The organism is Streptomyces caelestis (assembly GCF_001279005.1).
GTDB lineage: Bacteria > Actinomycetota > Actinomycetes > Streptomycetales > Streptomycetaceae > Streptomyces > Streptomyces heliomycini.
Genome location: NZ_LGCN01000154.1, coordinates 41,767 through 65,202 on the forward strand (window position 1 = coordinate 41,767; position 23,436 = coordinate 65,202).

General features: G+C 73.6%; 17 protein-coding genes and 3 pseudogenes. 13 read left to right on the plus strand and 7 right to left on the minus strand.

Annotation, left to right across the window (positions count from 1 at the left end):
- Positions 1-92: 92 nt before the first annotated feature.
- On the minus strand, positions 93-305 hold the full coding sequence (locus ADK41_RS14415; RefSeq protein WP_030826480.1) for a hypothetical protein: 213 nt from the start codon (positions 303-305) through the stop codon (positions 93-95).
- A gap of 464 nt (positions 306-769) precedes the next feature.
- On the opposite strand from ADK41_RS14415, the gene ADK41_RS14420 reads away from it, so the two are divergent.
- The 4 genes from ADK41_RS14420 to ADK41_RS14435 all read left to right on the plus strand — a co-directional run bounded on the left by ADK41_RS14420 (position 770) and on the right by ADK41_RS14435 (position 6,095).
- The gene (locus ADK41_RS14420; RefSeq protein WP_037804239.1) at positions 770-1,534 is read left to right on the plus strand and encodes an ABC transporter ATP-binding protein; all 765 of its coding nucleotides are present in this window, start codon (positions 770-772) and stop codon (positions 1,532-1,534) included.
- Between the two features lie 3 nt (positions 1,535-1,537).
- Positions 1,538-4,066 (plus strand): FtsX-like permease family protein, encoded by a 2,529-nt coding sequence (locus tag ADK41_RS14425; RefSeq protein ID WP_030826486.1) that lies wholly within the window; start codon positions 1,538-1,540, stop codon positions 4,064-4,066.
- Between the two features lie 113 nt (positions 4,067-4,179).
- Positions 4,180-5,448 (plus strand): sensor histidine kinase, encoded by a 1,269-nt coding sequence (locus ADK41_RS14430; protein ID WP_030826489.1) that lies wholly within the window; start codon positions 4,180-4,182, stop codon positions 5,446-5,448.
- Complete coding sequence (locus tag ADK41_RS14435) at positions 5,436-6,095, plus strand: response regulator (protein ID WP_030826492.1); 660 nt, start codon at positions 5,436-5,438, stop codon at positions 6,093-6,095. Before ADK41_RS14430 ends, ADK41_RS14435 begins: the two co-directional genes overlap by 13 nt.
- A gap of 242 nt (positions 6,096-6,337) precedes the next feature.
- On the opposite strand, the gene ADK41_RS14440 is transcribed toward ADK41_RS14435, so the two are convergent.
- On the minus strand, positions 6,338-6,883 hold the full coding sequence (locus ADK41_RS14440) for a DoxX family protein (protein WP_030826495.1): 546 nt from the start codon (positions 6,881-6,883) through the stop codon (positions 6,338-6,340).
- Positions 6,884-7,010: 127 nt separating this feature from the next.
- On the opposite strand from ADK41_RS14440, the pseudogene ADK41_RS14445 reads away from it, so the two are divergent.
- The 6 genes and pseudogenes from ADK41_RS14445 to ADK41_RS14470 all read left to right on the plus strand — a co-directional run bounded on the left by ADK41_RS14445 (position 7,011) and on the right by ADK41_RS14470 (position 16,886).
- A pseudogene (locus tag ADK41_RS14445) lies at positions 7,011-7,335 on the plus strand (nuclear transport factor 2 family protein).
- A 547-nt stretch (positions 7,336-7,882) separates the two neighbouring features.
- Positions 7,883-11,257, plus strand: coding sequence for a pyruvate carboxylase (locus tag ADK41_RS14450; protein WP_030826500.1), 3,375 nt, complete (start codon positions 7,883-7,885; stop codon positions 11,255-11,257).
- Positions 11,258-11,323: 66 nt separating this feature from the next.
- Positions 11,324-12,034: a hypothetical protein gene (locus tag ADK41_RS14455; RefSeq protein WP_030826503.1), complete on the plus strand. Its 711-nt coding sequence runs from the start codon at positions 11,324-11,326 to the stop codon at positions 12,032-12,034.
- A gap of 47 nt (positions 12,035-12,081) precedes the next feature.
- Positions 12,082-12,894, plus strand: coding sequence for an SAM-dependent methyltransferase (locus ADK41_RS14460; RefSeq protein WP_030826507.1), 813 nt, complete (start codon positions 12,082-12,084; stop codon positions 12,892-12,894).
- 46 nt (positions 12,895-12,940) lie between these two features.
- A complete protein-coding gene (locus ADK41_RS14465; protein ID WP_030826510.1) occupies positions 12,941-13,684 on the plus strand; it encodes a class I SAM-dependent DNA methyltransferase in 744 nt (247 codons plus the stop codon).
- Positions 13,685-13,874: 190 nt separating this feature from the next.
- Complete coding sequence (locus ADK41_RS14470; protein ID WP_030826513.1) at positions 13,875-16,886, plus strand: family 16 glycoside hydrolase; 3,012 nt, start codon at positions 13,875-13,877, stop codon at positions 16,884-16,886.
- Here ADK41_RS14470 and ADK41_RS14475 read toward each other — a convergent pair.
- The gene (locus tag ADK41_RS14475; protein WP_030826521.1) at positions 16,883-17,119 is read right to left on the minus strand and encodes a hypothetical protein; all 237 of its coding nucleotides are present in this window, start codon (positions 17,117-17,119) and stop codon (positions 16,883-16,885) included. The genes ADK41_RS14470 and ADK41_RS14475 overlap by 4 nt on opposite strands.
- Before the next feature lie 250 nt (positions 17,120-17,369).
- Between ADK41_RS14475 and ADK41_RS14485 the strand changes: the two genes are divergently transcribed.
- Positions 17,370-18,161 carry a VOC family protein gene (locus ADK41_RS14485; RefSeq protein WP_030826527.1) on the plus strand — a complete coding sequence of 264 codons (792 nt, stop codon included), beginning with the start codon at positions 17,370-17,372 and terminating at the stop codon, positions 18,159-18,161.
- 25 nt (positions 18,162-18,186) lie between these two features.
- Here ADK41_RS14485 and ADK41_RS14490 read toward each other — a convergent pair whose 3' ends face one another.
- The 4 genes from ADK41_RS14490 to ligA all read right to left on the minus strand — a co-directional run bounded on the left by ADK41_RS14490 (position 18,187) and on the right by ligA (position 22,834).
- Positions 18,187-18,576, minus strand: coding sequence for a RidA family protein (locus tag ADK41_RS14490; RefSeq protein ID WP_030826528.1), 390 nt, complete (start codon positions 18,574-18,576; stop codon positions 18,187-18,189).
- A gap of 278 nt (positions 18,577-18,854) precedes the next feature.
- Positions 18,855-19,505 (minus strand): phosphoribosyltransferase, encoded by a 651-nt coding sequence (locus tag ADK41_RS14500; protein WP_030826530.1) that lies wholly within the window; start codon positions 19,503-19,505, stop codon positions 18,855-18,857.
- A gap of 131 nt (positions 19,506-19,636) precedes the next feature.
- A complete protein-coding gene (locus tag ADK41_RS14505) occupies positions 19,637-20,545 on the minus strand; it encodes an SMP-30/gluconolactonase/LRE family protein (RefSeq protein WP_030826532.1) in 909 nt (302 codons plus the stop codon).
- A 216-nt stretch (positions 20,546-20,761) separates the two neighbouring features.
- Entirely contained in the window at positions 20,762-22,834 is a 2,073-nt protein-coding gene (ligA, locus tag ADK41_RS14510; protein WP_030826535.1) for an NAD-dependent DNA ligase LigA, read from the minus strand.
- Between the two features lie 119 nt (positions 22,835-22,953).
- On the opposite strand from ligA, the pseudogene ADK41_RS43910 reads away from it, so the two are divergent.
- Positions 22,954-23,046 (plus strand): annotated as a pseudogene (locus tag ADK41_RS43910) (TetR family transcriptional regulator); the annotation flags it as partial.
- 32 nt (positions 23,047-23,078) lie between these two features.
- A pseudogene (locus ADK41_RS44235) lies at positions 23,079-23,312 on the plus strand (hypothetical protein); the annotation flags it as partial.
- Positions 23,313-23,436 lie beyond the last annotated feature (124 nt).

Consider the following 23,436-nt stretch of genomic DNA (forward strand, 5'->3'; position numbering starts at 1 on the left):
CGGTCGCGGCTGGTGCTCTCGTGCTGGTGCTTCCGTACTTACTTACCCGGGAGTCAACTTACCCGTGCGTAAGGACGAGTCAATGGGCCGGGTCACTCCGGGCGGTCCGCCGCGCGGATCGACCCGGCCGGCTCACGGACGTCCTCGTCCTCCGTCCGGTCCGCCAGGTCGTCGGCGCGGTCGGAGAGTTCACCGAGGCCCGGGGCGCCGGGCAGCGCGCCGTAGCGGTGATCGGGGGAACGCGGGGCGTCGGCGAAGCGGGCCGCGGTCGCGGTGACCGTCGGAGCGCGCCGCGCGCTCCACACGGAGCCGGCGAGGTCGTCGGCCTCCAGGACGCCCGTCGCCTCCCGCGCGGCGGCCGCCGGTCGGCAGGCAGTTCGCCGCCGTGGGCGCGAGCAGCGCTCCGACCGGCCGTCGTGTCCCGTGCCGCCTCCTCGTCCGTGCCTCCTCGGTCGGTTGACGCCGACTCCGGTGACGGTGACGGCGCGGCGGGCCGGAAGGTGCGGTACGGAGCGTTGCGGAGGGACCTCGAAGAGGGCACGGACCGGGCCCGCCGAGACCGGCAGGCGATCCTCCGTCGGCCTGCGGCCCCGCCGCCGGGACCGCGCCGGACCGGGGCGAACGGCGCGCGCACGGGCGTGGTGCCGCCGGCCGGGCGGGTAGTGCCTGCACCACCACGATCGGGTCCCTGGCTGCATGGGCGGCGGCCCCCGCGTCTCCTACCGTCGTTCGGGTCCCACGAGGAAACACGCCCGGAAGGCGCCCCACCATGCCAGTGACCCCGGCCGACGTAGCCGTCGGCCTCGACCATGTGTACAAGACGTACGGCGGTGACCAGCCGGTCGTGGCGCTGGACGACGTGAGCGCCGTGTTCACGCGCGGCACGGCGACCGCCGTGACGGGGCCGTCCGGATCGGGCAAGAGCACCCTGCTGCACTGCGCGGCCGGACTGGACCGGCCGGACTCGGGGACGGTGCGGATCGGGACCACCGATCTGTCGTCGATGTCCGAGAAGCGGCTGACCGAACTGCGCCGCAGCCGGGTCGGCTTCGTCTTCCAGGCGTTCAACCTGGTGGGCGCGCTGGACGTGGAGCAGAACATCATGCTGCCCTCCCGGCTGGCGGGTCGCCGGCCGGACCGGGCCTGGGTCGCCGAGGTGATCGGACGGGTCGGCCTCGGCGACCGGCTGCGGCACCGGCCCGCACAGCTCTCCGGCGGCCAGCAGCAGCGCGTCGCCATCGCCCGCGCGCTCGTCGCCCGGCCCGAGGTGATCTTCTGCGACGAGCCCACCGGAGCCCTGGACACCCGGACCGCCGCCGACGTCCTCGCCCTGCTGCGCGAGGCGGTCGACCGGTTCGGGCAGACCGTCGTCATGGTGACCCACGACCCGGTCGCCGCGTCCTGCGCGGACCGCGTGCTGGTCCTCGCCGACGGGCGGATCGTGCGGGACATGCCGCAGCCCGGCGCCGAGCGGATCGCCGAACACCTGGCGTCGCCGGCCCGCCGGCCGTCCGTCGCGAGCCGGGAGGGATGAGCCGTGCTCCACCTGGCCGCGCAGACGGTGCGCTTCCGCAAGGGCGGCTTCGTCGCCACGTTCGTCGCGCTCGCCGCCGGTGTCGCCGTCCTGATGACCTGCGCCCTGCTCGTGGAGTCCGGATGGCGCTACCGGGGCGAGCCGGAACGCTACGGCGCCACGGCCGCCGTCGTCGCCGACCGGGAGCTGCGGGTGGCCGGGCCGACGGTGTTCGGCGAGACCGAGTACACCACCGTGACGCTCCCCGAACGCGGCGGTGTCCGTGCCGCGTTGACCGGCGAGCTGGCCGCGGTGCCCGGTGTGGCACGCGCGGTGGGCGACCGTGCGATCGCGGTCGCCACGACGGTGGCCCCGGACCTGCCGACCACGGGACACGGCTGGGCGAGCGCCGCCCTCGCCCCGTACCGGCTGGTCTCCGGTGAACCCCCGCGCGCCGACGGGGAGATCGCCGTCGACGCCCGGATCGCCGACGGCCGCGGGCTCGCCCCCGGCGGCACCGTGGACGTCATCGCCGGGGGAGAGAGCCGGCCGTACCGGGTGAGCGGCGTGGTCGAGACGGACGGCGCGTCCGGGGACGGGGCGGCGCTGTTCTTCACCGACGCGCGGGCGGCCCGCCTCGACCCGCACCCGGACCGCTTCGACGCCATCGGCGTCCTCACCGAGCCGGGCGCCGACCGCTCCGCCGTGCTCGCCGCGGTGCGCCGGGTGGCGGACGGCGCGGGCGCGACGACGTACACCGGTGACGAGCGCGGACCGGCCGCACAGCCCGAGGCCGCCACCGCACGGGACCTCACCCTCCAGGCCGGCGGCGCGTTCGGCGGATACGCCGCGATGATCATCGGCTTCGTCGTCGCCGGGACCGTCGGCCTGTCGGTACGGCACCGGCGCCGCGACCTCGCCCTGCTGCGCGCCGTCGCGGCCACCCCGGGCCAGGTACGGCGGATGCTCCTCGCCGAGGTGGGCCTGCTCGCCCTGGTCGCCGCCGCCGTGGGCGTCCCGGCCGGACTGCTCGCCACGCGCTGCGTCCGCGACGAACTCGTGTCCCGGGAGTTCGTGCCCGACGGCTTCGCCGTCCGGGGCGGGATGCTGTCCGCGGCGGCCGTGACCGTCGCCGTCGCCGCCGTGGCGCTCCTGGCCGCCTGGATCGCCGCGCTGCGCGTCACCGGGATCAAGCCCACCGAGGCGCTCGGGGAAGCGGCCGTCGAGCGCGGCCCCGGCAGCAGGACGCGGATGGTCGGCGGCCTGGTGTGCCTCGCGGCAGCGGTGTCCCTGACCGCGTTCACCGGCGCCGCCTCCGGCCAGACCGCCCTGGGCGCCGCCGTCAGCATGCTCTACACGTTCGTGCTGGCGGTCGCGCTGCTGGCCCCCTGGATCAACCGGGCCGCGGCCCGGTTCCTCGGGCCGGTGCTGCGAGCGGTGTGGGGCGACGGCGGCTACCTCGCCGCCGCGAACCTGCGGGCCAACGCGCGCGGCACGGTCGCCGTCCTCACCGCGCTGGTGCTCTCCGTCGGCTTCGGCGGCACCGTCTGGTTCCTGCAGGACAACCTCCAGCGGCAGACCGTGGTCCAGAGCCGTGACGGCGTCCTCGCCCAGTACGCCCTGACCGGCGCCGCCGGCCTGCCCGCCTCCGCCACGGCCGACGCCCGCCGCATCCCCGGCGTGCTCGCCGCCACCGGGGTGCGCCGCACCTCGGTCGTCGTACCGGGCCGGCTCGAGGCACAGGTGGTGGCCGCCCAGGGCATCGACCCGAAGGGGGTGGAGCGGACGATGGACCTGAAGGTCCGGTCCGGCAGTCTCGCCGGGTTGCGCGAGGGCACCGTGGCCGTCTCCACCGCGCAGGCGGACGCCGCCGGCTGGCGCCTCGGGGACCGGGCCGAACTGTGGCTGGGCGACGGCACACCCGTCACCCTGCGCGTCGTCGCGCTGTACGAACGCGGCTGGGGCTTCGGCGACGTCACCCTCCACACGAAGACCCTCGCCGGACACACCGTCACCGGACTCGACGATCACGTGCTCGTCCGCACCGCGCCGGACGCCGACGCCGGCACCGCCCTGGCCGCCCTCGCCCGCCGCCATCCGGCCGCCGCGGTGGTGGACGCCGACCGGCTGACCGGCGACATCGCCCAGGACCTGGCCGTCAGCGGCTGGCTGAACAAGCTGCTCGTCGCCGTCCTGGTCGGATACGCGGTCCTGGCCGCCGCCAACACGCTCGTCATGGCCGCCCTGGCCCGGACCCGGGAACTCGCCCTGCTGCGCCTGGTCGGCGTCACCCGCCGCCAGGTGAAGCGGATGGTGCACGCCGAACAGGCCGGCCTGCTGGGCGTGGCGCTCGCCATCGGCGGCGCGATCGCGGCCGTCACCCTCACCACGATCGTCAACGCCGTGGCCGGGCAGCGCGTGCCCCACGTCCCGGCCGCCGGCTGGGCCGCCGTCGTCGGCGGCACCGTCATCCTGGCGCTCGTCGCCACGGTGCTTCCCGTCGGCCGGCTCCTGCGCACCCCGCCGGTCGAGGGCATCGGCATCCGCGAGTGAGCACACCGCGCCGGTCCCGGGCCCGGAGCACGCCCGGCGCCGTACCACTGGGCGGATGGCCCGGCGGGCCCGGAACCGGGTGCCCTATCCTCCAGACCCGGGAGGTGTGGACGGTGGTGACTCAGGACGGGGCGGCGGCCGGCCGGCCGGGGCCTCCACGGGCCGTGTCGGCCCGCGCCCGGGTCGCGCTGGACGCCCTGGAACACCTCATCGGCGGTATGGGCACCGGCCTGCTGGCGCTGCTCGCGGTGCTGTGGCTGGCCCTGACGGCGGCGGCCTGCCTGGTCGGCGCGGGACTGTGGCTGCTGCCGTCCGCCCTGCACGCGGTGCGGGCCGTCGCCGACCGGGAGCGGACCCGGCTGTCCCGGTGGGGCCCGGAGATCATCGGTCCGGCCGCACCGCCGGCCGGGCTGCGGGCGGCGCTCGCGGACCGTGCCGTACGCCGTGAGGTGCGCTGGGTCTGCGCGCACGCGCTCTTCGGCCTGCTCCTCGGACTGGTCGGGGCGACGCTGCCGCTGAACGCCGCGCACGACGTCACCTTCCCGCTGTACTGGCGCCTCCTGCCGGAGAGCGAGGCCACCGCGGCCCTGGGCTGGTGGACCGTGCGGGACTGGCCCGGCGCCCTGTCCGTCACCCTGTTCGGCGTGCTGTCCGTCGCCGTCATCGTGCTCTGCGCTCCCGCGCTCGCCCGCCTCCAGGCATGGCCCGGACGGCGGCTGCTCGGCCCGGACGCCGGGACCGACCTCGTCCTGCGGGTCGCCGAGCTCACCGCCACCAGGGCCGCAGCGCTCGACGCCCACGCCACCGAACTGCGCCGTGTCGAACGCGCGCTGCACGACGGCACACAGAACCGGATCGTCGCGGTCACCGTGCTGCTCGGCGCGGCCCGCCGCGCCCTGACCCGCAACCCCGGTGAGGCCGACGCCGTCCTCGAGCGCGCCCAGGAGGCCGCCGAACAGGCGCTGGCCGAACTGCGGGCGGTCGTCCGCTCCATCCTCCCGCCGGTCCTGGCCGACCGCAGTCTGCCCGACGCCCTCACCGCCCTGGCGGCCGACTGCCCGGTGCCCTGTCGCGTCGACACCGACGTGCCCGGCCGGTGCCCGGCGTCCGTGGAGGCGACGGCGTACTTCGTGGTCGCCGAGGCCCTCAGCAACATCGCCAAGCACAGCGGCGCCCGCGACGCCGGTGTCGTCGTACGCCGCGTGGACGACCGGCTGTACGTGGAGGTCCGCGACGACGGCCGAGGCGGCGCGGACGAGCGCAACGGGTCGGGGCTCACCGGCATCCGCCGACGCACCGAGGCGCACGACGGAACACTGGAACTGGCCAGCCCTCCCGGCGGCCCCACCACCCTGAAGGTGACCCTGCCATGCGGATCGTGATCGCCGAGGACGACGCCCTGCTGCGCGAGGGGCTGGCGCTGCTGCTGCGCGCCGAGTCCCTGGACGTGGTGGCCACGGCCGAGGACCCCGACGCCTTCCTGGACGCCGTGGACGCGGAGAAGCCGGACGTCGCCATCGTCGACGTCCGGATGCCGCCCACCCACACCGACGAGGGGATCACCGCGGCCGTGGAGGCCCGGCGGCGCCGGCCCGAGCTCGCCGTCCTCGTCCTGTCCGCCTACGTCGAGCAGGCCTTCGCCACCGACCTGCTGGCCCAGGGCAGCGCCCGGCTCGGCTACCTGCTCAAGGAACGGGTCGGCCGGGTGGAGGAGTTCCTCGACGCGCTGCACCGGGTGGCGCGGGGCGGCACCGCCATCGATCCCGAGGTCGTGGCCCAACTGCTCACCCGCACCCGGCCGGACGCCCGGCTGCAGCGGCTCAGCCCGCGCGAACGGGACGTGCTGGCGCTGATGGCCGAAGGGCTGGGCAACGGGGTCATCGCCGAACGGCTCGTGGTCACCGACGGCGCCGTGCACAAGCACATCCGCAACATCTTCGCCAAGCTCGACCTGGCGCCGACCGACCGCACGGACCGCCGTGTCGCGGCCGTGCTGCACTACCTGGAGGACGCCCGGCGCCGGGCCTGACCCGGCGGGCCGGGCGCCGCCGGGCCGGGCCGCGAGCCGCTCGGCGGGGGACTCGGCCCGGGCGGCCGCGTCCTGGTGGGCGTGCTCGCGGGAACTCCCGAGGAGCGGGACCGGCCCGGCCGCCGCCGGGTTCCGCGCCGGAGCCCGCGTCCGAAGGGCTCGGCAAGTGGGCCGGGACGCGTCCGCCCGAGGCCGGGTGCCGCGGGGAGCCGACGGGCCGCCGAGGCCGTCGGAGCGTCGGGCTACTCCTCGAACAACGCCTCCTGCTCGCCCTCCTTGGCCTTCCGCAGCCGCCGGACACGCGCCCCCACCGCCGCCGTCGTGGCCGCCGCGGTCACCGCGAAGGCCACCGGGATCATCCAGTTCCGGTTGACCGCGTGGCCGAGGACGTGATCCAGGGAGAGCCGGCCGGGACCCGCGACGGCGAGTCCGGCGGCCGTCAGGCCCAGGGAGGCGGCGTACTCGAAGCCGCCCTCCTGGTTGAAGAAGCCGTTGGGCGTGTGCACGGCGGACGCGCCGGCCATCGCGCCGGCCGCCGCGGCGCCCGCCGCCGGGGTGGCGAGACCGAGCGCGAGCAGCACACCCCCGCCGGCCTCGGCGAGACCCGCCGCCGTGGCGCTCGCCCTGCCGGGCGCGTAGCCGATGGACTCCATGAACTGGCCGGTGCCCTCGATGCCGCCACCGCCGAACCAGCCGAACAGCTTCTGCGCGCCGTGCGCCGCGAGCACCCCGCCCGTTCCCAGCCGGAGCAGCAGCAGGCCCAGATCACGTCGGTCGTAACAGGTCACGTCGTCTCCCGGAGCAGTGGCTTGGCCCGACCACCGTCGCATCCCCGCCGCCGGCCCGGCGCGCCACCGGTCGCCGTTCGGGTGACGCGGGTGGCGGGGCCCGGCGGCCGGTACGACGCCGGCGGGCATGACGATCCGGAGCACCCGTCTCGGCGACCCGGCCGTCCGCGCCTTCGGTCACGGCCGTCGACCACCACGACCGGGACGGTTTCCCGGCTCTGCCGGCGTCCGGCGCCACCATGGCGGACGACGGTGGTGAGCACGACCTCACCGAGTGGATCGACCGGGAGATCTTCTCCTCCCACGGACATCCGGAGGCCGACGACGAGTCCGGCGGCGGCCTCCTCCTCGCCCGCCACCGCGACGACACCTGGGGCGAGCTGCGCACCCGCTGGTCCTTCACCGTCGACGACGACGGCCGCATCTCCCGCTTCGAGACCGATGAGGCCTGACCCGGACCTCACCGCCCGGGCCGGGCGCGGTCCGCTCCGTCGAACGTCGGGGCGGCGCGGGCCGGACGAGGGGAGGGGTGGCGGTCCGGCCCGGCCTCCGCCCGCCGGCCGGCTCCGCCACGGGCGGACGGCGTGGAACCCCGCCATGGAACCCACCGCGACAAGCGGTCGCTCTTCTCACCGGCTTCCGCGTCGCACGGAGGCGTACCGTCGCACCGAAGACCGTCGCCGCGCCGGCCCCTCTCGGGGCGCCCTCCGCGCGAGCCGCCACGCCCGCACGAGGCGCCGTCGCCGGCCCGAACGCCGGGGGCGCCGTCGTGGGCAGCCGCATCGTCCCGTGCCCGGCGGGAGGACGAACCGCTCGAGATCACGGACCGGCGCTCCACCGACACCTGTGAGGGAGCGCAGAGGGCGCAAGAGGCGACGTTTCCTCTTGTGGCCCCTCCCACCGCCGTCGGACCGGAGGTGAGTGGCCCGGCTCACATGGCGTACCGGACCCGCCACCGACACGATGGTCTTCGTCACCGGCAGGCTGAAGGGATCGAGCATGTTCCGCAAGGTGCTGGTCGCCAACCGCGGCGAGATCGCGATTCGGGCGTTCCGCGCGGGCTACGAACTGGGCGCCCGAACCGTCGCCGTCTTCCCGCACGAGGACCGCAACTCGCTGCACCGGCTGAAGGCCGACGAGGCGTACGAGATCGGCGAGCCGGGACATCCGGTGCGGGCCTACCTCTCCGTCGAGGAGATCGTCCGCGCCGCCCGCCGCGCGGACGCCGACGCCGTCTACCCGGGCTACGGATTCCTGTCCGAGAACCCAGAGCTGGCGAGCGCCTGCGAAGAGGCCGGCATCACCTTCGTCGGACCCAGCGCCCGGATCCTGGAGCTGACCGGGAACAAGGCCCGTGCCGTGGCCGCCGCCCGCGAGGCCGGTGTACCCGTGCTCGCCTCCTCGGCGCCCTCCACCGACGCCGACGAACTCGTCCGTGCCGCCGACGGCATCGGCTTCCCCGTGTTCGTCAAGGCGGTCGCGGGCGGCGGCGGGCGCGGCATGCGCCGCGTCGAGGAGCCCGCCCAGCTGCGGGAGGCCGTCGAGGCGGCCTCCCGGGAGGCCGCCTCCGCGTTCGGCGACCCCACGGTGTTCCTGGAGAAGGCCGTCGTCGAACCCCGCCACATCGAGGTGCAGATCCTCGCCGACGGACAGGGCGACGTCATCCACCTGTTCGAGCGGGACTGCTCGGTGCAGCGCCGCCACCAGAAGGTGATCGAACTCGCGCCCGCGCCGAACCTCGACCCGGAGCTGCGCGACCGCATCTGCGCCGACGCCGTGAACTTCGCCCGGCAGATCGGCTACCGCAACGCCGGCACGGTGGAGTTCCTCCTCGACCGGGACGGCAACCACGTCTTCATCGAGATGAACCCGCGCATCCAGGTCGAGCACACGGTGACCGAGGAGGTCACCGACGTCGACCTGGTGCAGGCGCAGCTGCGCATCGCGGCCGGCGAGACGCTCGCCGACCTCGGTCTCTCGCAGGAGACCGTCACCCTGCGGGGCGCCGCGCTGCAGTGCCGCATCACCACCGAGGACCCCGCCAACGGCTTCCGCCCGGACACCGGCCGGATCAGCGCCTACCGCTCGCCCGGCGGCTCCGGCATCCGCCTGGACGGTGGAACCACCCACGCCGGTACGGAGATCAGCGCCCACTTCGACTCGATGCTGGTGAAACTCACCTGCCGGGGCCGGGACTTCGGCGCCGCGGTGGGCCGGGCCCGGCGCGCGGTGGCCGAGTTCCGCATCCGCGGTGTCGCCACCAACATCCCCTTCCTGCAGGCGGTCCTGGACGATCCGGACTTCCGGGCCGGACGCGTCACGACGTCGTTCATCGAGCGGCGTCCCGAACTGCTCACCGCCCGCCACTCCGCCGACCGCGGCACCAAGCTGCTCACCTACCTCGCCGACGTCACGGTCAACAAGCCGCACGGCGAGCGGCCCCAGCTGATCGACCCGCTGACGAAGCTGCCGCCACTGCCCCCCGGTGAACCGCCGGCCGGCTCGCGGCAGCGGCTCGCCGCACTCGGCCCCGACGGCTTCGCCCGCGGGCTGCGCGACTCGCCGACCATCGGCGTCACCGACACCACCTTCCGCGACGCCCACCAGTCGCTGCTCGCCACCCGCGTCCGCACCAAGGACCTGCTCGCCGTCGCCCCCGTGGTGGCGCGCACCCTGCCCGAACTGCTCTCCCTGGAGTGCTGGGGCGGCGCCACGTACGACGTCGCCCTGCGCTTCCTCGCCGAGGACCCGTGGGAGCGCCTGGCCGCCCTGCGGGAGGCCGTGCCCAACATCTGCCTCCAGATGCTGCTGCGCGGACGCAACACCGTGGGCTACACCCCGTACCCGACCGAGGTGACCGACGCCTTCGTCCAGGAGGCGGCGGCCACCGGCATCGACATCTTCCGCATCTTCGACGCGCTGAACGACGTCTCCCGGATGCGGCCCGCCATCGACGCCGTACGGGAGACCGGCACGGCCGTCGCCGAGGTGGCCCTGTGCTACACCGCCGACCTGTCCGACCCGTCCGAGCGGCTCTACACCCTGGACTACTACCTGCGGCTGGCCGAGCGGATCGTCGAGGCGGGCGCGCACGTCCTGGCCGTCAAGGACATGGCCGGACTGCTGCGGGCGCCCGCGGCGGCGACGCTGGTGTCGGCGCTGCGCCGGGAGTTCGACCTGCCGGTCCACCTGCACACCCACGACACCGCCGGCGGCCAGCTCGCCACCTACCTCGCCGCGGTCCAGGCCGGCGCGGACGCGGTCGACGGAGCCGTGGCCTCGATGGCGGGCACCACCTCCCAGCCCTCCCTGTCGGCGATCGTCGCCGCGACCGACCACTCCGGGCGCCCCACCGGACTGGACCTGACGGCCGTCGGCGACCTGGAGCCCTACTGGGAGAGCGTCCGCAAGGTCTACGCACCCTTCGAGGCCGGCCTGGCCTCGCCGACCGGCCGCGTCTACCACCACGAGATCCCCGGCGGGCAGCTGTCCAACCTGCGCACCCAGGCGATCGCGCTGGGCCTCGGCGACCGCTTCGAGGACATCGAGGCGATGTACGCCGCCGCCGACCGGATGCTCGGCCGCCTGGTGAAGGTCACCCCCTCGTCGAAGGTGGTCGGCGACCTGGCACTGCACCTGGTGGGCGCGGGCGTCTCCCCGGAGGACTTCGAGGAGGAGCCGAACCGGTTCGACATCCCGGACTCCGTCATCGGCTTCCTGCGCGGCGAGCTGGGCACCCCGCCCGGCGGCTGGCCCGAGCCGTTCCGCAGCAGGGCCCTGCGCGGCCGAGCCGAGCCCAAGCCGGTCCGGGAACTGACCGCCGACGACCGCGAGGGCCTGGCGAAGGATCGCCGGCCGACCCTCAACCGCCTCCTCTTCCCCGGCCCCACACGGGAGTTCGAGACGCACCGCCAGTCCTTCGGCGACACCAGCGTCCTGGACAGCAAGAACTTCTTCTACGGGCTGCGCCCCGGCACGGAGTACGCCGTCGACCTCGATCCCGGGGTACGGCTGCTCATCGAACTGCAGGCGGTGGGCGACGCCGACGAGCGGGGCATGCGCACCGTGATGTCCACCCTGAACGGCCAGCTGCGGCCGATCCAGGTCCGCGACCGGGCGGCGGCCTCCGACGTCCCGGTCACCGAGAAGGCCGACCGCGCCAACTCCGGTCACGTCGCGGCCCCCTTCGCCGGCGTGGTGACCCTCACGGTCGCCGAGGGCGACGAGGTGGCGGCCGGCGCCACGGTGGCCACCATCGAGGCGATGAAGATGGAGGCCGCGATCACCGTCCCGAGGTCCGGCACCGTCACCAGGCTGGCCATCAACCGCATCCAGCAGGTGGAGGGCGGCGACCTCATCGTGGAACTCGGCTGAGCCCGCGGGCCGGTGGGGCCGGACCCGGTCCGTCCCGTCGGCGGCGCGGCGGATAGGGTCCGGCCCATGCCGGGGATACAGGGACCACGTGGCTCCGCGAACGGGCTGTGGGCCGCCTTCGCACTGGCCGCGTGCGCGGGAGCGTTCGCCTGGCTGCTCGGGTGGCTGGCGGCCGGGGTGTCGGAGCTGGACGAGCGCTGCGCCCACGGAATGGTGGGCCCCGGGGGCGACTTCCGGGTGGAGCGGAGCAGCTTTCCGCCGGGGGTGCGCTGTGTGTTCGCCGACGGCTCCACGGTCTCCGCGGGTGACTTCTTCGGCTGGGTGCTGTGGGTGTGCGTCGTGGTCGCCGCGGCCTGCGCCGTCCTGGCGCTGATCCGCGAGTTCGCGGGGCTGCGCCAGGAGCGGGCCGTGGTCCGGTTCGGGGTTCTCGCCCTCGTCTCCCTGACGGTCCTCGCGGTCCTGTGCGCGGTCGTGCCGACCGTCCTGGCCCCGCCCGGCCGCGATCCGCTGTCCACCTGTCCGGCGTTCACCACGGGCGTCTACGAGCGCGCCTTCGAGGTACGGCGGGCGGTGTTCCCCGCGCAGGCGACGTGCGTCTACCCGAGCGGCGTCACCCACGATCTGGTCCCCGCATGGTGGGGGACGATGACCTGGGGCGCGCTCGGTGCCGTGGCGATCGCCCTCCTCGGGCTGGTGCGGGCGGTGCGCCGGCACGGCTGGAGACCACCGGGCCGGCGTTCTTTGGCAGCGGCTGCCCGCTCGGCGCGGGACACGTAGATTATGCGTTGGCCAAAGCATTCCCTGACGGACGACGGACGGTACCCATGACCGACCCTGCGACGGCGCCCGGATCGGCGCAGCAGAAGATCGACACCTCGGTGCCGCATTCGGCCCGGATCTGGAACTACTGGCTGGGCGGGAAGGACAACTACCCCGTCGACGAGGAGGCCGGCGACGCCTACACCGCCGTCTTCCCCGGGATCGTCACCATCGCCCGCAGCAGCCGCGCCTTCCTGCGCCGCACCATCGCCTATCTGGCGGGCGAGGCCGGCATCCGGCAGTTCCTGGACATCGGGACCGGACTGCCGACGGCCGACAACACCCACCAGGTCGCCCAGCGGATCGCCCCCGAGTCCCGGATCGTCTACGTCGACAACGACCCGATGGTCCTGGCCCACGCCCGCGCCCTGCTCTACTCCACCCCCCAGGGGGCGACCGCGTACGTGGACGCCGACATCCTGGACCCGGACCGCATCCTGGAGGCCGCCGCCGGGACGCTGGACCTCGGGCGGCCCACCGCGCTCATCCTCAGCAACATCCTGGGCCACATCGCCGACCACGACCAGGCCCGTTCCGTCGTCACCCGGCTGATGGCCGCGCTGCCGTCCGGCAGCCACCTCTCCGTCAACGACGGCTCGCGGGGCGTCGACCCCGTCTTCGAGCAGGCCCAGGACGCCTACAACGAGAGCGGCGCCGTGCCCTACCACCTGCGCACCGTCGACCAGATCACGGCCTACTTCGAGGGCCTGGACCTCGTCGAACCCGGCGTCGTCCCCGTCCCGCTCTGGCGCCCGGACAGCGACACCCCCGCCCCGCAGCCCATCGGCGAGCACGGCGGTCTCGCCCGCAAGCCCTGACGTAATTCGCTGGACAACTCCCGTGCCGAGGGCGAGCGTTGGTGCAATGGAGCAGAAGGAGATCTGGGACGCGGACACCGCCCGACGCTATGACACGCCCGGCACCGGCATGTTCGCGCCCGAGGTTCTGGACCCGGCGGTGGACCGTCTCGCCCGGCTCGCGGGGGAGGGGGCGGCACTCGAGTTCGCCATCGGCACGGGCCGGGTGGCCGTCCCGCTCGCCGGGCGCGGAGTGGCCGTCACCGGCATCGAGCTGTCCCCGCCGATGGTGGAGCAACTGCGCACCAAGGCCGACGAGGCGACGATCCCCGTGATCATCGGTGACATGGCGACCACGGCCGCCCCCGGTGAGTACACCCTGGTCTACCTCGTCTTCAACACCATTTCCAACCTGCTCACCCAGGCCGAGCAGGTCGAGTGCTTCCGCAACGCCGCCCGCCACCTCGGCCCCGGCGGGCGGTTCGTGATCGAACTCTGGGTTCCCGAGCTGCGCAAGCTGCCACCGGGCCAGACGGCCACGGTCTGGCACTCCGGGTCCGGGTACATCGGCCTGGACACCTACGACGTTCTGCGCCAGCACGTCGTGTCGCACCACTTCCACTTCGACGACAGCCGGCAGGCGGAGCTGTTCCGCAGCCCGCACCGCTACATCTGGCCGGCCGAACTCGACCTCATGGCCCAACTGGCCGGTTTCGAGCTGGAATCCAGGCATGCGGACTGGGACGGCGCCGAGTTCACCGCCGAGTCGCGTTCCCATGTGTCCGTCTACCGCATCCCGCCCTCCCGGTAACCGCGCACCGGTTCCACAGCGCACCCATGACATCGATGAACACTGCCCACCGGAAGGACTTTGAACTCATCGAGTACAAAGTCTGGACGGGTTGAGCAGAAGTCTCCTAGCGTGTCGGCCGCACCGTCGGCGTTTCGCCCATTCGGCACCGGAGTCATCCGGCCCTCCGGTCGACCCAGCAGGAGGAAGCATGGACGCACGGCTGTACCGGCGCGCCCGAAGATCCCTGACAGGACTGCTCGTCGGCGCGTTCGTCGCGGGCGGGCTCTGGGGAGCCCCCTCGGTATCGGCCCGGCCGGGCTCCGTGCCCCGGGCCGACGTGCCGCCACAGGAGCCCGGAGTCACCCTGCGCGTCTTCGACGTCCAGGTCCCGCTCGAGAAGATCTGCACCCTCAAGCCCGGACAGACCCCCAACGTCGACAGGCTGATGCCGACCGTCGACTGGAGCACGACCGGCGACTTCGGCGGGTTCGGCGACAACTTCGTCACCCAGGTCACCGGCAACATCCACGTGCCGGCCGACGGTTCGTACACCTTCCGGCTGACCAGCGACGACGGCTCTCGGCTGCTGATCGACGACCGGCCGGTCATCGACCACGACGGGCTGCACGGCGCCGAACCCAAGGACGGCTCCGTCCAACTCGCCGAGGGCGTGCACGCGTTGCGCATCGACCACTTCGAGCGCGGCGGCGACCAGGTGCTCAACCTCGCCTGGCGGCCGCCGGGCGCGAGCGACTTCGAGACCGTGCCGAACGCGGCGCTGAGCACCGACGCAGGCGTGGTCCGGGTCACCGCCCCGGGCCGCAAGGAGTGCGAGGGCGTCAGGGACTCGCCGGGCGACGGCCTCCCGCTCAACTCGGTGCGCCCCGACCACACCCTCACCGACCTGCGCCCCGAGGGCTTCGAACCGCAGGTCACCGGCATGGACTGGCTGCCCGACGGCCGTCTGGTGGTGAGCACCTGGGGCGGCACCGACAACACGGCCGGCGAGGTCTACGTCATGGACGAGGTCACCGGCACCACCGGCCCGGACCAGGTGAAGGCCACGAAGATCGCCGAGGGCCTCAAGGAGCCGATGGGCCTCAAGGTCGTCGACGGCACGATCTACGTCTCCCAGAAGCACGAGCTGACGGAGCTGGGCGACAGCGACGGCGACGGCGTCATGGACGAGTTCAAGACCATCGCCACCTGGCCCTACGGCGGCAACTTCCACGAGTTCGCCTTCGGACTGCTGTACCGCGAGGGCTCCTTCTATCTGAACCTGTCCGTCGCCATCGACTACGGCGGCGCCACCACGGATCCGCAGCCCGCGCCCGGCCGCGGCGCGACCATCAAGGTCGACAGGAAGACCGGAAAGGTCAGTTACCTCGCCGGCGGCCTGCGCACCCCGAACGGCATCGGCTGGGGCCCCGGCGGTGACCTCTTCGCCACCGACAACCAGGGCGGCTGGCTCCCTTCGTCGAAGCTGGTCCACATCAAGCAGGACCGCTTCTTCAACCACTACACCAACCCCGCCGGCCCCTTCGACTCCGAGCCGGTGACCCAGCCGGTGCTCTGGCTCCCGCAGAACGAGATCGCCAACTCGCCCAGCACGCCGCTGCACCTGACCAAGGGCAGGTTCAAGGGGCAGATGCTGTTCGGTGACGTCACCTACGGCGGTCTCCAGCGCGCCTACCTGGAGAAGGTCAAGGGCCAGTACCAGGGCGCCGTCTTCCGCTTCACCCAGGGCCTCGAAGCCGGCGTCAACCGGATCACCATGGGCCCCGACGGCGCGATCTACGCGGGCGGTCTGGGAGCGGACGGCAACTGGGGCCAGGAGGGCAAGCTCAGGTACGGCCTCCAGAAGCTGACGCCGAACGGCGGCAACACCTTCGACATCCAGGCCATGCGGGTGAAGAAGGGCGGCTTCGAGCTGGAGTACACCCAGCCGCTGTCGCAGGAGACCGCCGACGACCTCGTCAGCCACTACGAGGCCGAGCAGTGGCGCTACACCCCGACGCGCGACTACGGCGGACCCAAGATCGCCGAGGAGACCCTGGAGGTGACCTCGGCGAAGCTGTCGCGCGACCGCAGAAAGGTGACCCTGGCCGTCGAGGGACTCAAGCCGGGCCGCGTCGTGCACGTCCGCTCCCCGCGCCCGTTCAGCTCGGCGTCGGGCGAGACCCTGTGGAGCACGGAGGCCTGGTACACGCTCAACGCCATGCCGGGCAGGCAGCCCGCACCGGGCCCGCTGTACGAGGCCGAGGAGGCGTCCCTCACCGGCGCGGCCGGCGTCAACACCGACCACCGGGGCTACTCCGGCAGCGGGTTCGTCGACCGGTACGGCACCCGGGGCGCCACCACGACCTTCGACGTCGAGGTGGACCGGAGCGGGACGTACGACCTGGGGCTGCGCTACTCCAACGGCCCGAACCCCTTCCAGGGCACCAAGTCCCTCTCCCTGTACGTCAACGGCCGGAAGGTGGGACAGACCGGGTTCCGCAGCACCGGCGACTGGGACACCTGGTCGACGCAGACCGAGGCCCTGCGCCTGCGCGCCGGGCACAACACCGTCGCCTACCGGTACGACGAGGGCGACACCGGCCACGTCAACCTCGACCTGCTCAGCGTCGACCGGCACGGCGGTCCGGTCGGCCTGTTCGACGGCGACGGCCTCGACCGGTGGCAGCACACCGACGGGCGCCCGGTCCAGTGGCCCGTCACCGACGGCGCGATGGAGGTCTGCTGCGGGGACATCCGCACCAAGGGCGGTTACGACGACTTCAAGCTGCACGTGGAGTACCGGCTGCCGAAGCTGCCCCCGGACGTGACGGGGCAGGACCGCGCCAACAGCGGCGTCTACCTCCAGGACCGCTACGAGATCCAGATCCTGGACTCCTACGGCGACACCACACCCGCCGCCGACGAAGCGGGGGCGATCTATCTGAAGAAGGCCCCGGACGTGAACGCCGCCAGGGCGCCCGAGACCTGGCAGTCGTACGACATCGTCTTCCGGGCCGCGCGCTACGACGCCGAGGGGAACAAGACGGCCGACGCGCGGGTCACCGTGGTGTGGAACGGCAAGAAGGTCCACGACGACGTCGCGATCGACGGTCCGACCGGCGGCGGAGCGCCCGAAGGTCCCGCAGCCGGGCCGATCCGGCTGCAGGACCACGGGAGCGCGGTGCGCTACCGCAACATCCGTATCGAACCGCTCGGTTAGCGCGCGGTGACCGGGTCCGACGCCGCGCCGTCCGAAGCGGACGGCACGGCGTCGGACCCCTCGTCCCCGGCCGTGCCCGGGCCGCGCAGACCGATCATGCCGAACGCGGTCGGGGCGGCGACGACGGCGGCCGCCGCACCGCACACCGGGTACGCGGTGCCGAAGCCGCTGCCCAGGGCCTCCAGGGCGACGCCGTGCGCCTCCGCGCCCGGGGCGCCGGGGGGCGCCTCCATGGTTTCCGTCAAGACGCGCACAACGCGCTGCTGCCGCCGGACGCCTCCCACCTGCCGGTGGGCCGCCCCGTCACCCACAAGACCTACCGTGACGCCGCCCACCCCTCGCGGCTCCTGCTGCCGTTCACGAAGCGTGGGGCGGCGGACGAGGAGCAGCCGGCCCGCGACGCCCGGACGGCGAAGCCGGAGGGCGGGTGTCAGTGCCCGGTGGCACGCTGAGGCCAAAGGGAACCAGCGAAAGGACATCGCGGTGATCACCACTGACTTCGCCCCCGGCTCGCCCTGCATGCTCGACCTCGGCACCCCCGACGTCCGGGCCGCCGCCGCCTTCTACGGCGCGGTCCTCGGCTGGGACTACGAGCCCATGGGCGACGGGGAGGACGTGGAAGGGGGGATGTTCGGCAAGAACGGCAAGATGGTCGCCGGACTCGGCAAGCTCACCGAGGAGGGCGCCCGTCCGGCGTGGATGATCTACTACACCGTCACGGACGCGGACGCGACGACCGAGGCCGTCGAGCGTGCCGGCGGCACCGTGCGGGTCCCCCCGACGGACCTCGAGCAGTGGGGGCGGATGGCGCAGTACAGCGACCCGCTGGGCGGCCAGTTCGCCGTCTGGCAGCCGGGGGAGAGCAAGGGCGTCGACCTGGTGGACGAGCCGGGCTCGCTGTGCTGGACCGAGCTGTACACGAGCGACGCGGCCGCCGCGAAGGAGTTCTACGGCGGAGTCCTCGGCTGGCGCTACAGCGACATGCGGATGCCGGGCGGCGAGGGCACCTACACCATGATCGTCCCGTCCGGTCTGCCGGAGGAACGGATGCACGGCGGCCTGATGGAGGTCGGCAGGGAGGAGCTCGCCCTGGCGGGCGGCCGGCCGTACTGGCATCCGGTCTTCGCCGTCGCCGACTGCGACGCCGCGGTCGCCGCGGTGCGGGAACTCGGAGGGAGCGTGCAGATGGGGCCGGAGAACGCGCAGGGCGTGGGCCGCCTGGCCGTCTGCCTCGACCCCTTCGGGGCGGACTTCGTGGTGCTCGCCGAGATCTGAGGGCCCGGCTCGCCGTGCCCCGACGTCACCGGGCCGGCCGCTGCGCGTACACCTCGATCTCGATCTTCATCCGGGGATCGGCGAGCCCGCACACGAGCATGGTGGCGGCCGGCCGGACCTCGCCGAAACAGCGGCGCAGGACCGGCCGGCAGGGCTCGAATTCGGCCCGGTCGGGCAGCAGGTAACGCACCCGCACCACATCGGCGAAGGTGCACCCCGCCTCGGCCGGCGCGGCCCCGATGTCGCGCAGACACTGCTCGGCCTGCTCCACCACGTCGTCGGAGATCGTCATGGTGGTGTAGTCGAAGCCGGTCGTGCCGGACACGTGCACCGAGTCCCCGTGGATCACGGCGCGGGCATAACCGATCTGCTCCTCGAACGTCGAGCCGCCGAGGATCGCGCGTCGCTCTGTCATGCGCGGGACGCCATGGGGCCGGCATCGATACGTCCACTACGGCGGAGGGCATGACCTGACATCTCCGGGCATATGCCGCGCCCCGGGCTTCGCCCCGAGCTCCCGCTGCCACGACCGCACGCCTTCGTCGTCCTCGCCGAGGAACCGCGCTCCGGCCGCGCGGCCGCCCGCGTCGCCGTCTCCCGTGCCCGCGTCGCCGTCGCCCGGCGGAGGAACGCCCCGAACCCGCCGGTCGTGAACCCGCCGGCCACCGCCGGCCACCGTCGGCCAAGAGGTGCCTAGGCCGGGTGCAGCTCCCGTAGGGCGTCCAGCACCTCCTGGTCGGTGACCTGGTGGAAGTCCTCGTACCACTCGCCGACGGACCGAAGCCGCTGCGGCTGGTACAGGGAGACCACGTCGTCGGCCTCGTCCCGCAGCGCCGCGGCGGTTTTGTGACCGCACACCGGCACGGCCAGCGTCAGCCGCAGGGGGCCACCGCGCCGAAGGCGCCGCAGCGCCGCGCGGGCGGTGATCCCCGTGACCAGTCCGTCGTCCACGACCACGATGCTGTGACCGCCGACGTCCGGGACGGGGCGCCCGCCGCGGTAGACCCACTCCCGCCGGTGCAGCTCGACCCGTGCCCGGGCCACCTCGGCGCCGAGCCTGTCCTCCGAGAGGTCCAGGGCCCTCAGTCCCGTACGGTCGAACACCGGGGGGTCGTCCCCGGCGATCGCCCCGATACCCACGTCGGGGAACCCGGGGGCCCCGATCTTGCGGACGACGAGGACGTCCAGGGGCACCCGCATCGCCCGGGCGATCTCCGCACCGACCGGGACGCCACCGCGGGGCAGCGCCAGCACGGTCACATTCGCGAGGTCGCCGCTGCTCGCCCACTCCAGCATCCTGACGGCCAGCTCCTGTCCGGCCTGCGCACGGCTTTGGAATCGCACGGCTCGCTCCCTTCCTCGGCCACCCGTGCCGGGTAACCGTCATCGCCCCGCCACTCACCCGCGGGTGTCACGAGGGAGTACGAGGCGGACGTCGGAGCACGGCCGGGCGACCTCGACGCCGCCCGGCCCGTTCAGAGGCGCGGGGCCCCGGTCACCGACATCACCAGGGAGTACAGGGAGGTGGTGGCGGTGATGAACAGGCGGTTGTTCCTCGGTCCGCCGAAGGCGATGTTGGAGACGGGCTCGGGCACCCGCAGCTTCCCGATGAGGGTGCCGTCGGGGTCGTAGCAGTGCACGCCGTCGTCGAGGGCGGCGGCCCACAGGCGGCCCTCGTCGTCGAAGCGGATGTTGTCGAAACGGACATCGCCCCGGCCCTCGGCGAAGACCTCGCCGTCGGACAGGGAGCCGTCCTCGCGGATGCCGTACACGTGGATCCGGGCGGCGCGCGAGTCGGAGACGTACAGCCGGCTCTCGTCGGGGGACAGAATGACCCCGTTGGGCCCTTCGAACCCCTCCGCGGCGAGGTGGACGTCCCCCGACGCGGGGTCGATCCGGTACACGTTGCACGCGCCGATCTCCGACTCGGCGCGGTGGCCCTCGTAGTCGCTGATGATGCCGAAGTCCGGGTCGGAGAACCAGAGCGTGCCGTCGGAGCGTACGACGGAGTCGTTCGGGCTGTTGAGCCGCTTGCCGTCGTACCGGTCGGCGAGGACGGTCACGGTCCCGTCCGGCTCGGTGCGGGTCACGCGGCGGTTGCCCTGCTCGCAGGTGACCAGACGCCCCTGCCGGTCGACGGTGTTGCCGTTGCTGTGACCGGCAGGGGCGCGGAAGACGCCGACCGTGCCGGTGGCCTCGTCCCAGCGCAGGATGCGGTCGTTCGGGATGTCGCTCCAGAGCAGCTGGCGCCAGGCGGGCAGGTACAGCGGGCCCTCGGCCCAGCGGCAGCCGTCGTACAGGACCTCGAGCCTGCTGTCGCCGTTCACACAGCGTCCGGTACGGAAGCGGTCGTCCAGGATCTCGTACGGGCCGTCGGCGGGCATGGCGTCCTCTCGTGGAGAGTGATCGGAGGGCGATTCAACCATGCGCGCCCGTCACGCCCGGCCGGGCGCGACGACGGGCGGCGACCGGGCCGGACACCGGCCCGGTTCGCGGAGCGCCTCGTGGTCCGGGCGGGCGTGCGCGCCGAGCGGCGTGGCGCCGGGGGCCGGGGAGGACCACGAGGGGCGCCACCGCGCGGGCCGCGACCGGGGCGAGGCTCAGTCGAGGAGGCCGGCGACCATGGTGGCGAACTCCTCCGGGGTGGCGAGGCGGACGTCGAGCTGTTCGGCCTTCGCACGCTTGGAACCGGCTCCCTCGCCCGCGACCACGAGGGCGGTCTTCCTGGAGACGCTGGAAGAGGAGCGTCCGCCGGCCCGTTCGACGAGTTCGTTCATCTCGTTGCGGGAGAGCTTCTCCAGCTTCCCGGTCATCGCGCCGGTCACCACCACCGTCATCCCGGCCAGCGGGCCGTCCTCCGCCGGCGCGTCGCCCCCGGCCCCGGGGGGCGGCGGCGGAGTGGCGCCGGGTTCCGTCATGTTGACGCCGGCGGCGGCCAGCTTGTCGATGAGCGGCGCGAGTTCGGCCAGCTCCGCGACGATCGAGGGAGCCTTCTCCGCTCCGATGCCCTCGACCCGCTGCATGGCCTCGGCGTCCGCCGCGCGGACGTGGTCCATGGTGGCGAAGTGGCGGGCGATGCGCCGTGACATGGACCTTCCCGTGCCCCGCACGCCCAGCGCGCACAGCACCCGCGACAACGGCTGCTCCTTGGCCCTGGCGAGCGCGGCGAGCAGGTTGTCGGTGCTGGTCTCGCCCATCCGCTCCAGGGCGAGCAACTGCTCGCGCCGCAGGGTGAACAGATCGGCGAGATCGGCGATCAGGCCGGCGTCGACGAGCTGCACCACGCGGGTGGCGCCCAGACCCTCGATGTCGAGCTGGTCGCGGCCCGCGGCGTAGGCGAGGGACGCGACGAGGTGGCAGTTGCGGCCCTGGGCGCACCGCCAGCGTTCCTCACCGGTGTCGATGTCCGAACCGCAGCGCGGACACTGTGCCGGGAACTCGATCGGCCGTTCCTCACCCGTCCGCAGATGGGCCACCGGCGCCTCGATGCGGGGGATGACGTCGCCCGCGCGGTGGACCATGACGTGGTCGCCCAGGCGCAGGTCGCGGCGGGTGATGTCGGCCGGGTTGTGCAGGGTGGCGTAGGTGATGGTGGAGCCGTCGATGACGACCGGTTCGAGGACGCCGCGCGGCGCGATGATGCCGGTGCGGCCGACGTTCCACTCCACCTCCAGCAGACGGGTGATCTTCTCCACGGCCGGCAGCTTGTAGGCGATCGCCCAGCGCGGCGCGCGGGAGCCGGACCCCGCGGCCCGCCGGTCCTCGGCGAGGTCGGCCTTGACGACGATCCCGTCGATGCCGAACGGCAGCTCGGCGCGGACCGCGGCGATCTCCCCGACCCGGTCCAGGACCTCCTCGACGGTCTCGGCGACGGTGTCCGGGACGGCGGTCCGGGCGCTGGTGTGCACCCCGAGGCCCGCGGCGAACGCCATCAGGTCGCTGTGCGCGAAGTCGTTCAGCTTCTCGGCCAGTGCGGAGTCGGTGTCGGGCAGCGGCAGCAGTCCGTAGCCGAAGAACGTCATCGGCACCGTGTAGAGCCGCTCCCTGGCCCGCAGGGTGCCCGCCGCCGCGTTGCGCGGATTGGCGAACGGCTGCCCGCCGTGACCGGTGCGCACCTCGTTGGCGTACTCGAACTGGGCCGCCGTCATGAGGACTTCGCCGCGCACCTCCACGGTGACCGGCTCGTCCAGCTTCTCGGGCAGCCCTTCGACGGTGCCGATCGCGTGCGAGACGTCCTCCCCGGCCGTCCCGTCCCCGCGGGTGATCAGCCGGGTGAGGCGGCCGTCGCTGTACCGGGCGGCGATCGCGAGCCCGTCCAGCTTCGGACCCACGCTGAAGCGCGTCGCGTCACGGCCGGTACGGCGTGCGAGGGACGCGGTCCAGGCGGTGAACTCCTCCGCGGAGAACACGTTGTCCAGACTGAGCATCGGCACCGTGTGCGGTACGTCGCCCTCCACCGCGCCACCGGCGACCTTCCCGGTGGGGGAGTCGGGCAGTATCCCGTCGGGATGCTCCGCCTCCCAGTCGGCGATCCCGCGCACCAGCCGGTCGTACGCGTCGTCGTCCAGCGGCGAGGTACCGCCCTCGTAATAGGCGGCGGCCGCACGCACGGCGTCCTCGACCGCCTGCGCGTAGGCGGCGGCGTCCACGATCACTGCTGCAGGTGTTGTCATGCGTCGCATCCTGCCGCCCACCACTGACAACGGGGTTCGCCGATGGTCAGGGTCGGCACGCGTGTGCCTGAGATCATGAGGCACACGGGTAATCGTTTCAGTCGATTGCGAGGACGGCTATGGCAGCCCGCGCAGGACTCACCGCCGAACGCCTGACCCGGGCGAGGGCCGAACTCGCCGACGAGGTCGGCTTCGACCGGGTGACCGTCTCGGACGACGCCCTCCTGCGCAACTGGCCCGCCCCCTGACCGCGGACCCCGCACCCCGACCACGCCCCGGGCCCGCCGGCCACCCCGGCACACGGACGGAAACCACGCCCTCCACCCCGCACATCTGGACCACCACGCCCGTCACCGCCGACCTCGTACGCGGCGCCCTCGACCTGGAACCCACGGCGAACGGGGTCCTGCCCCACCGCCTGCCCGCCCGGGCCCGCGCCCGGAACACCGACGGGCAGTCCGCCATGGCGGAGTCCCGTCACCTCCGCACCGAGGGGTCTGCATCGATGGAGCAGGGCCTCGCGGGACGGTGAGCGGCGGCGGGCGCGTCAAGAGGGCCGTCGCCCCGGGTCGCCGCCGCGCGCACCGTCATCACGTCGCGGT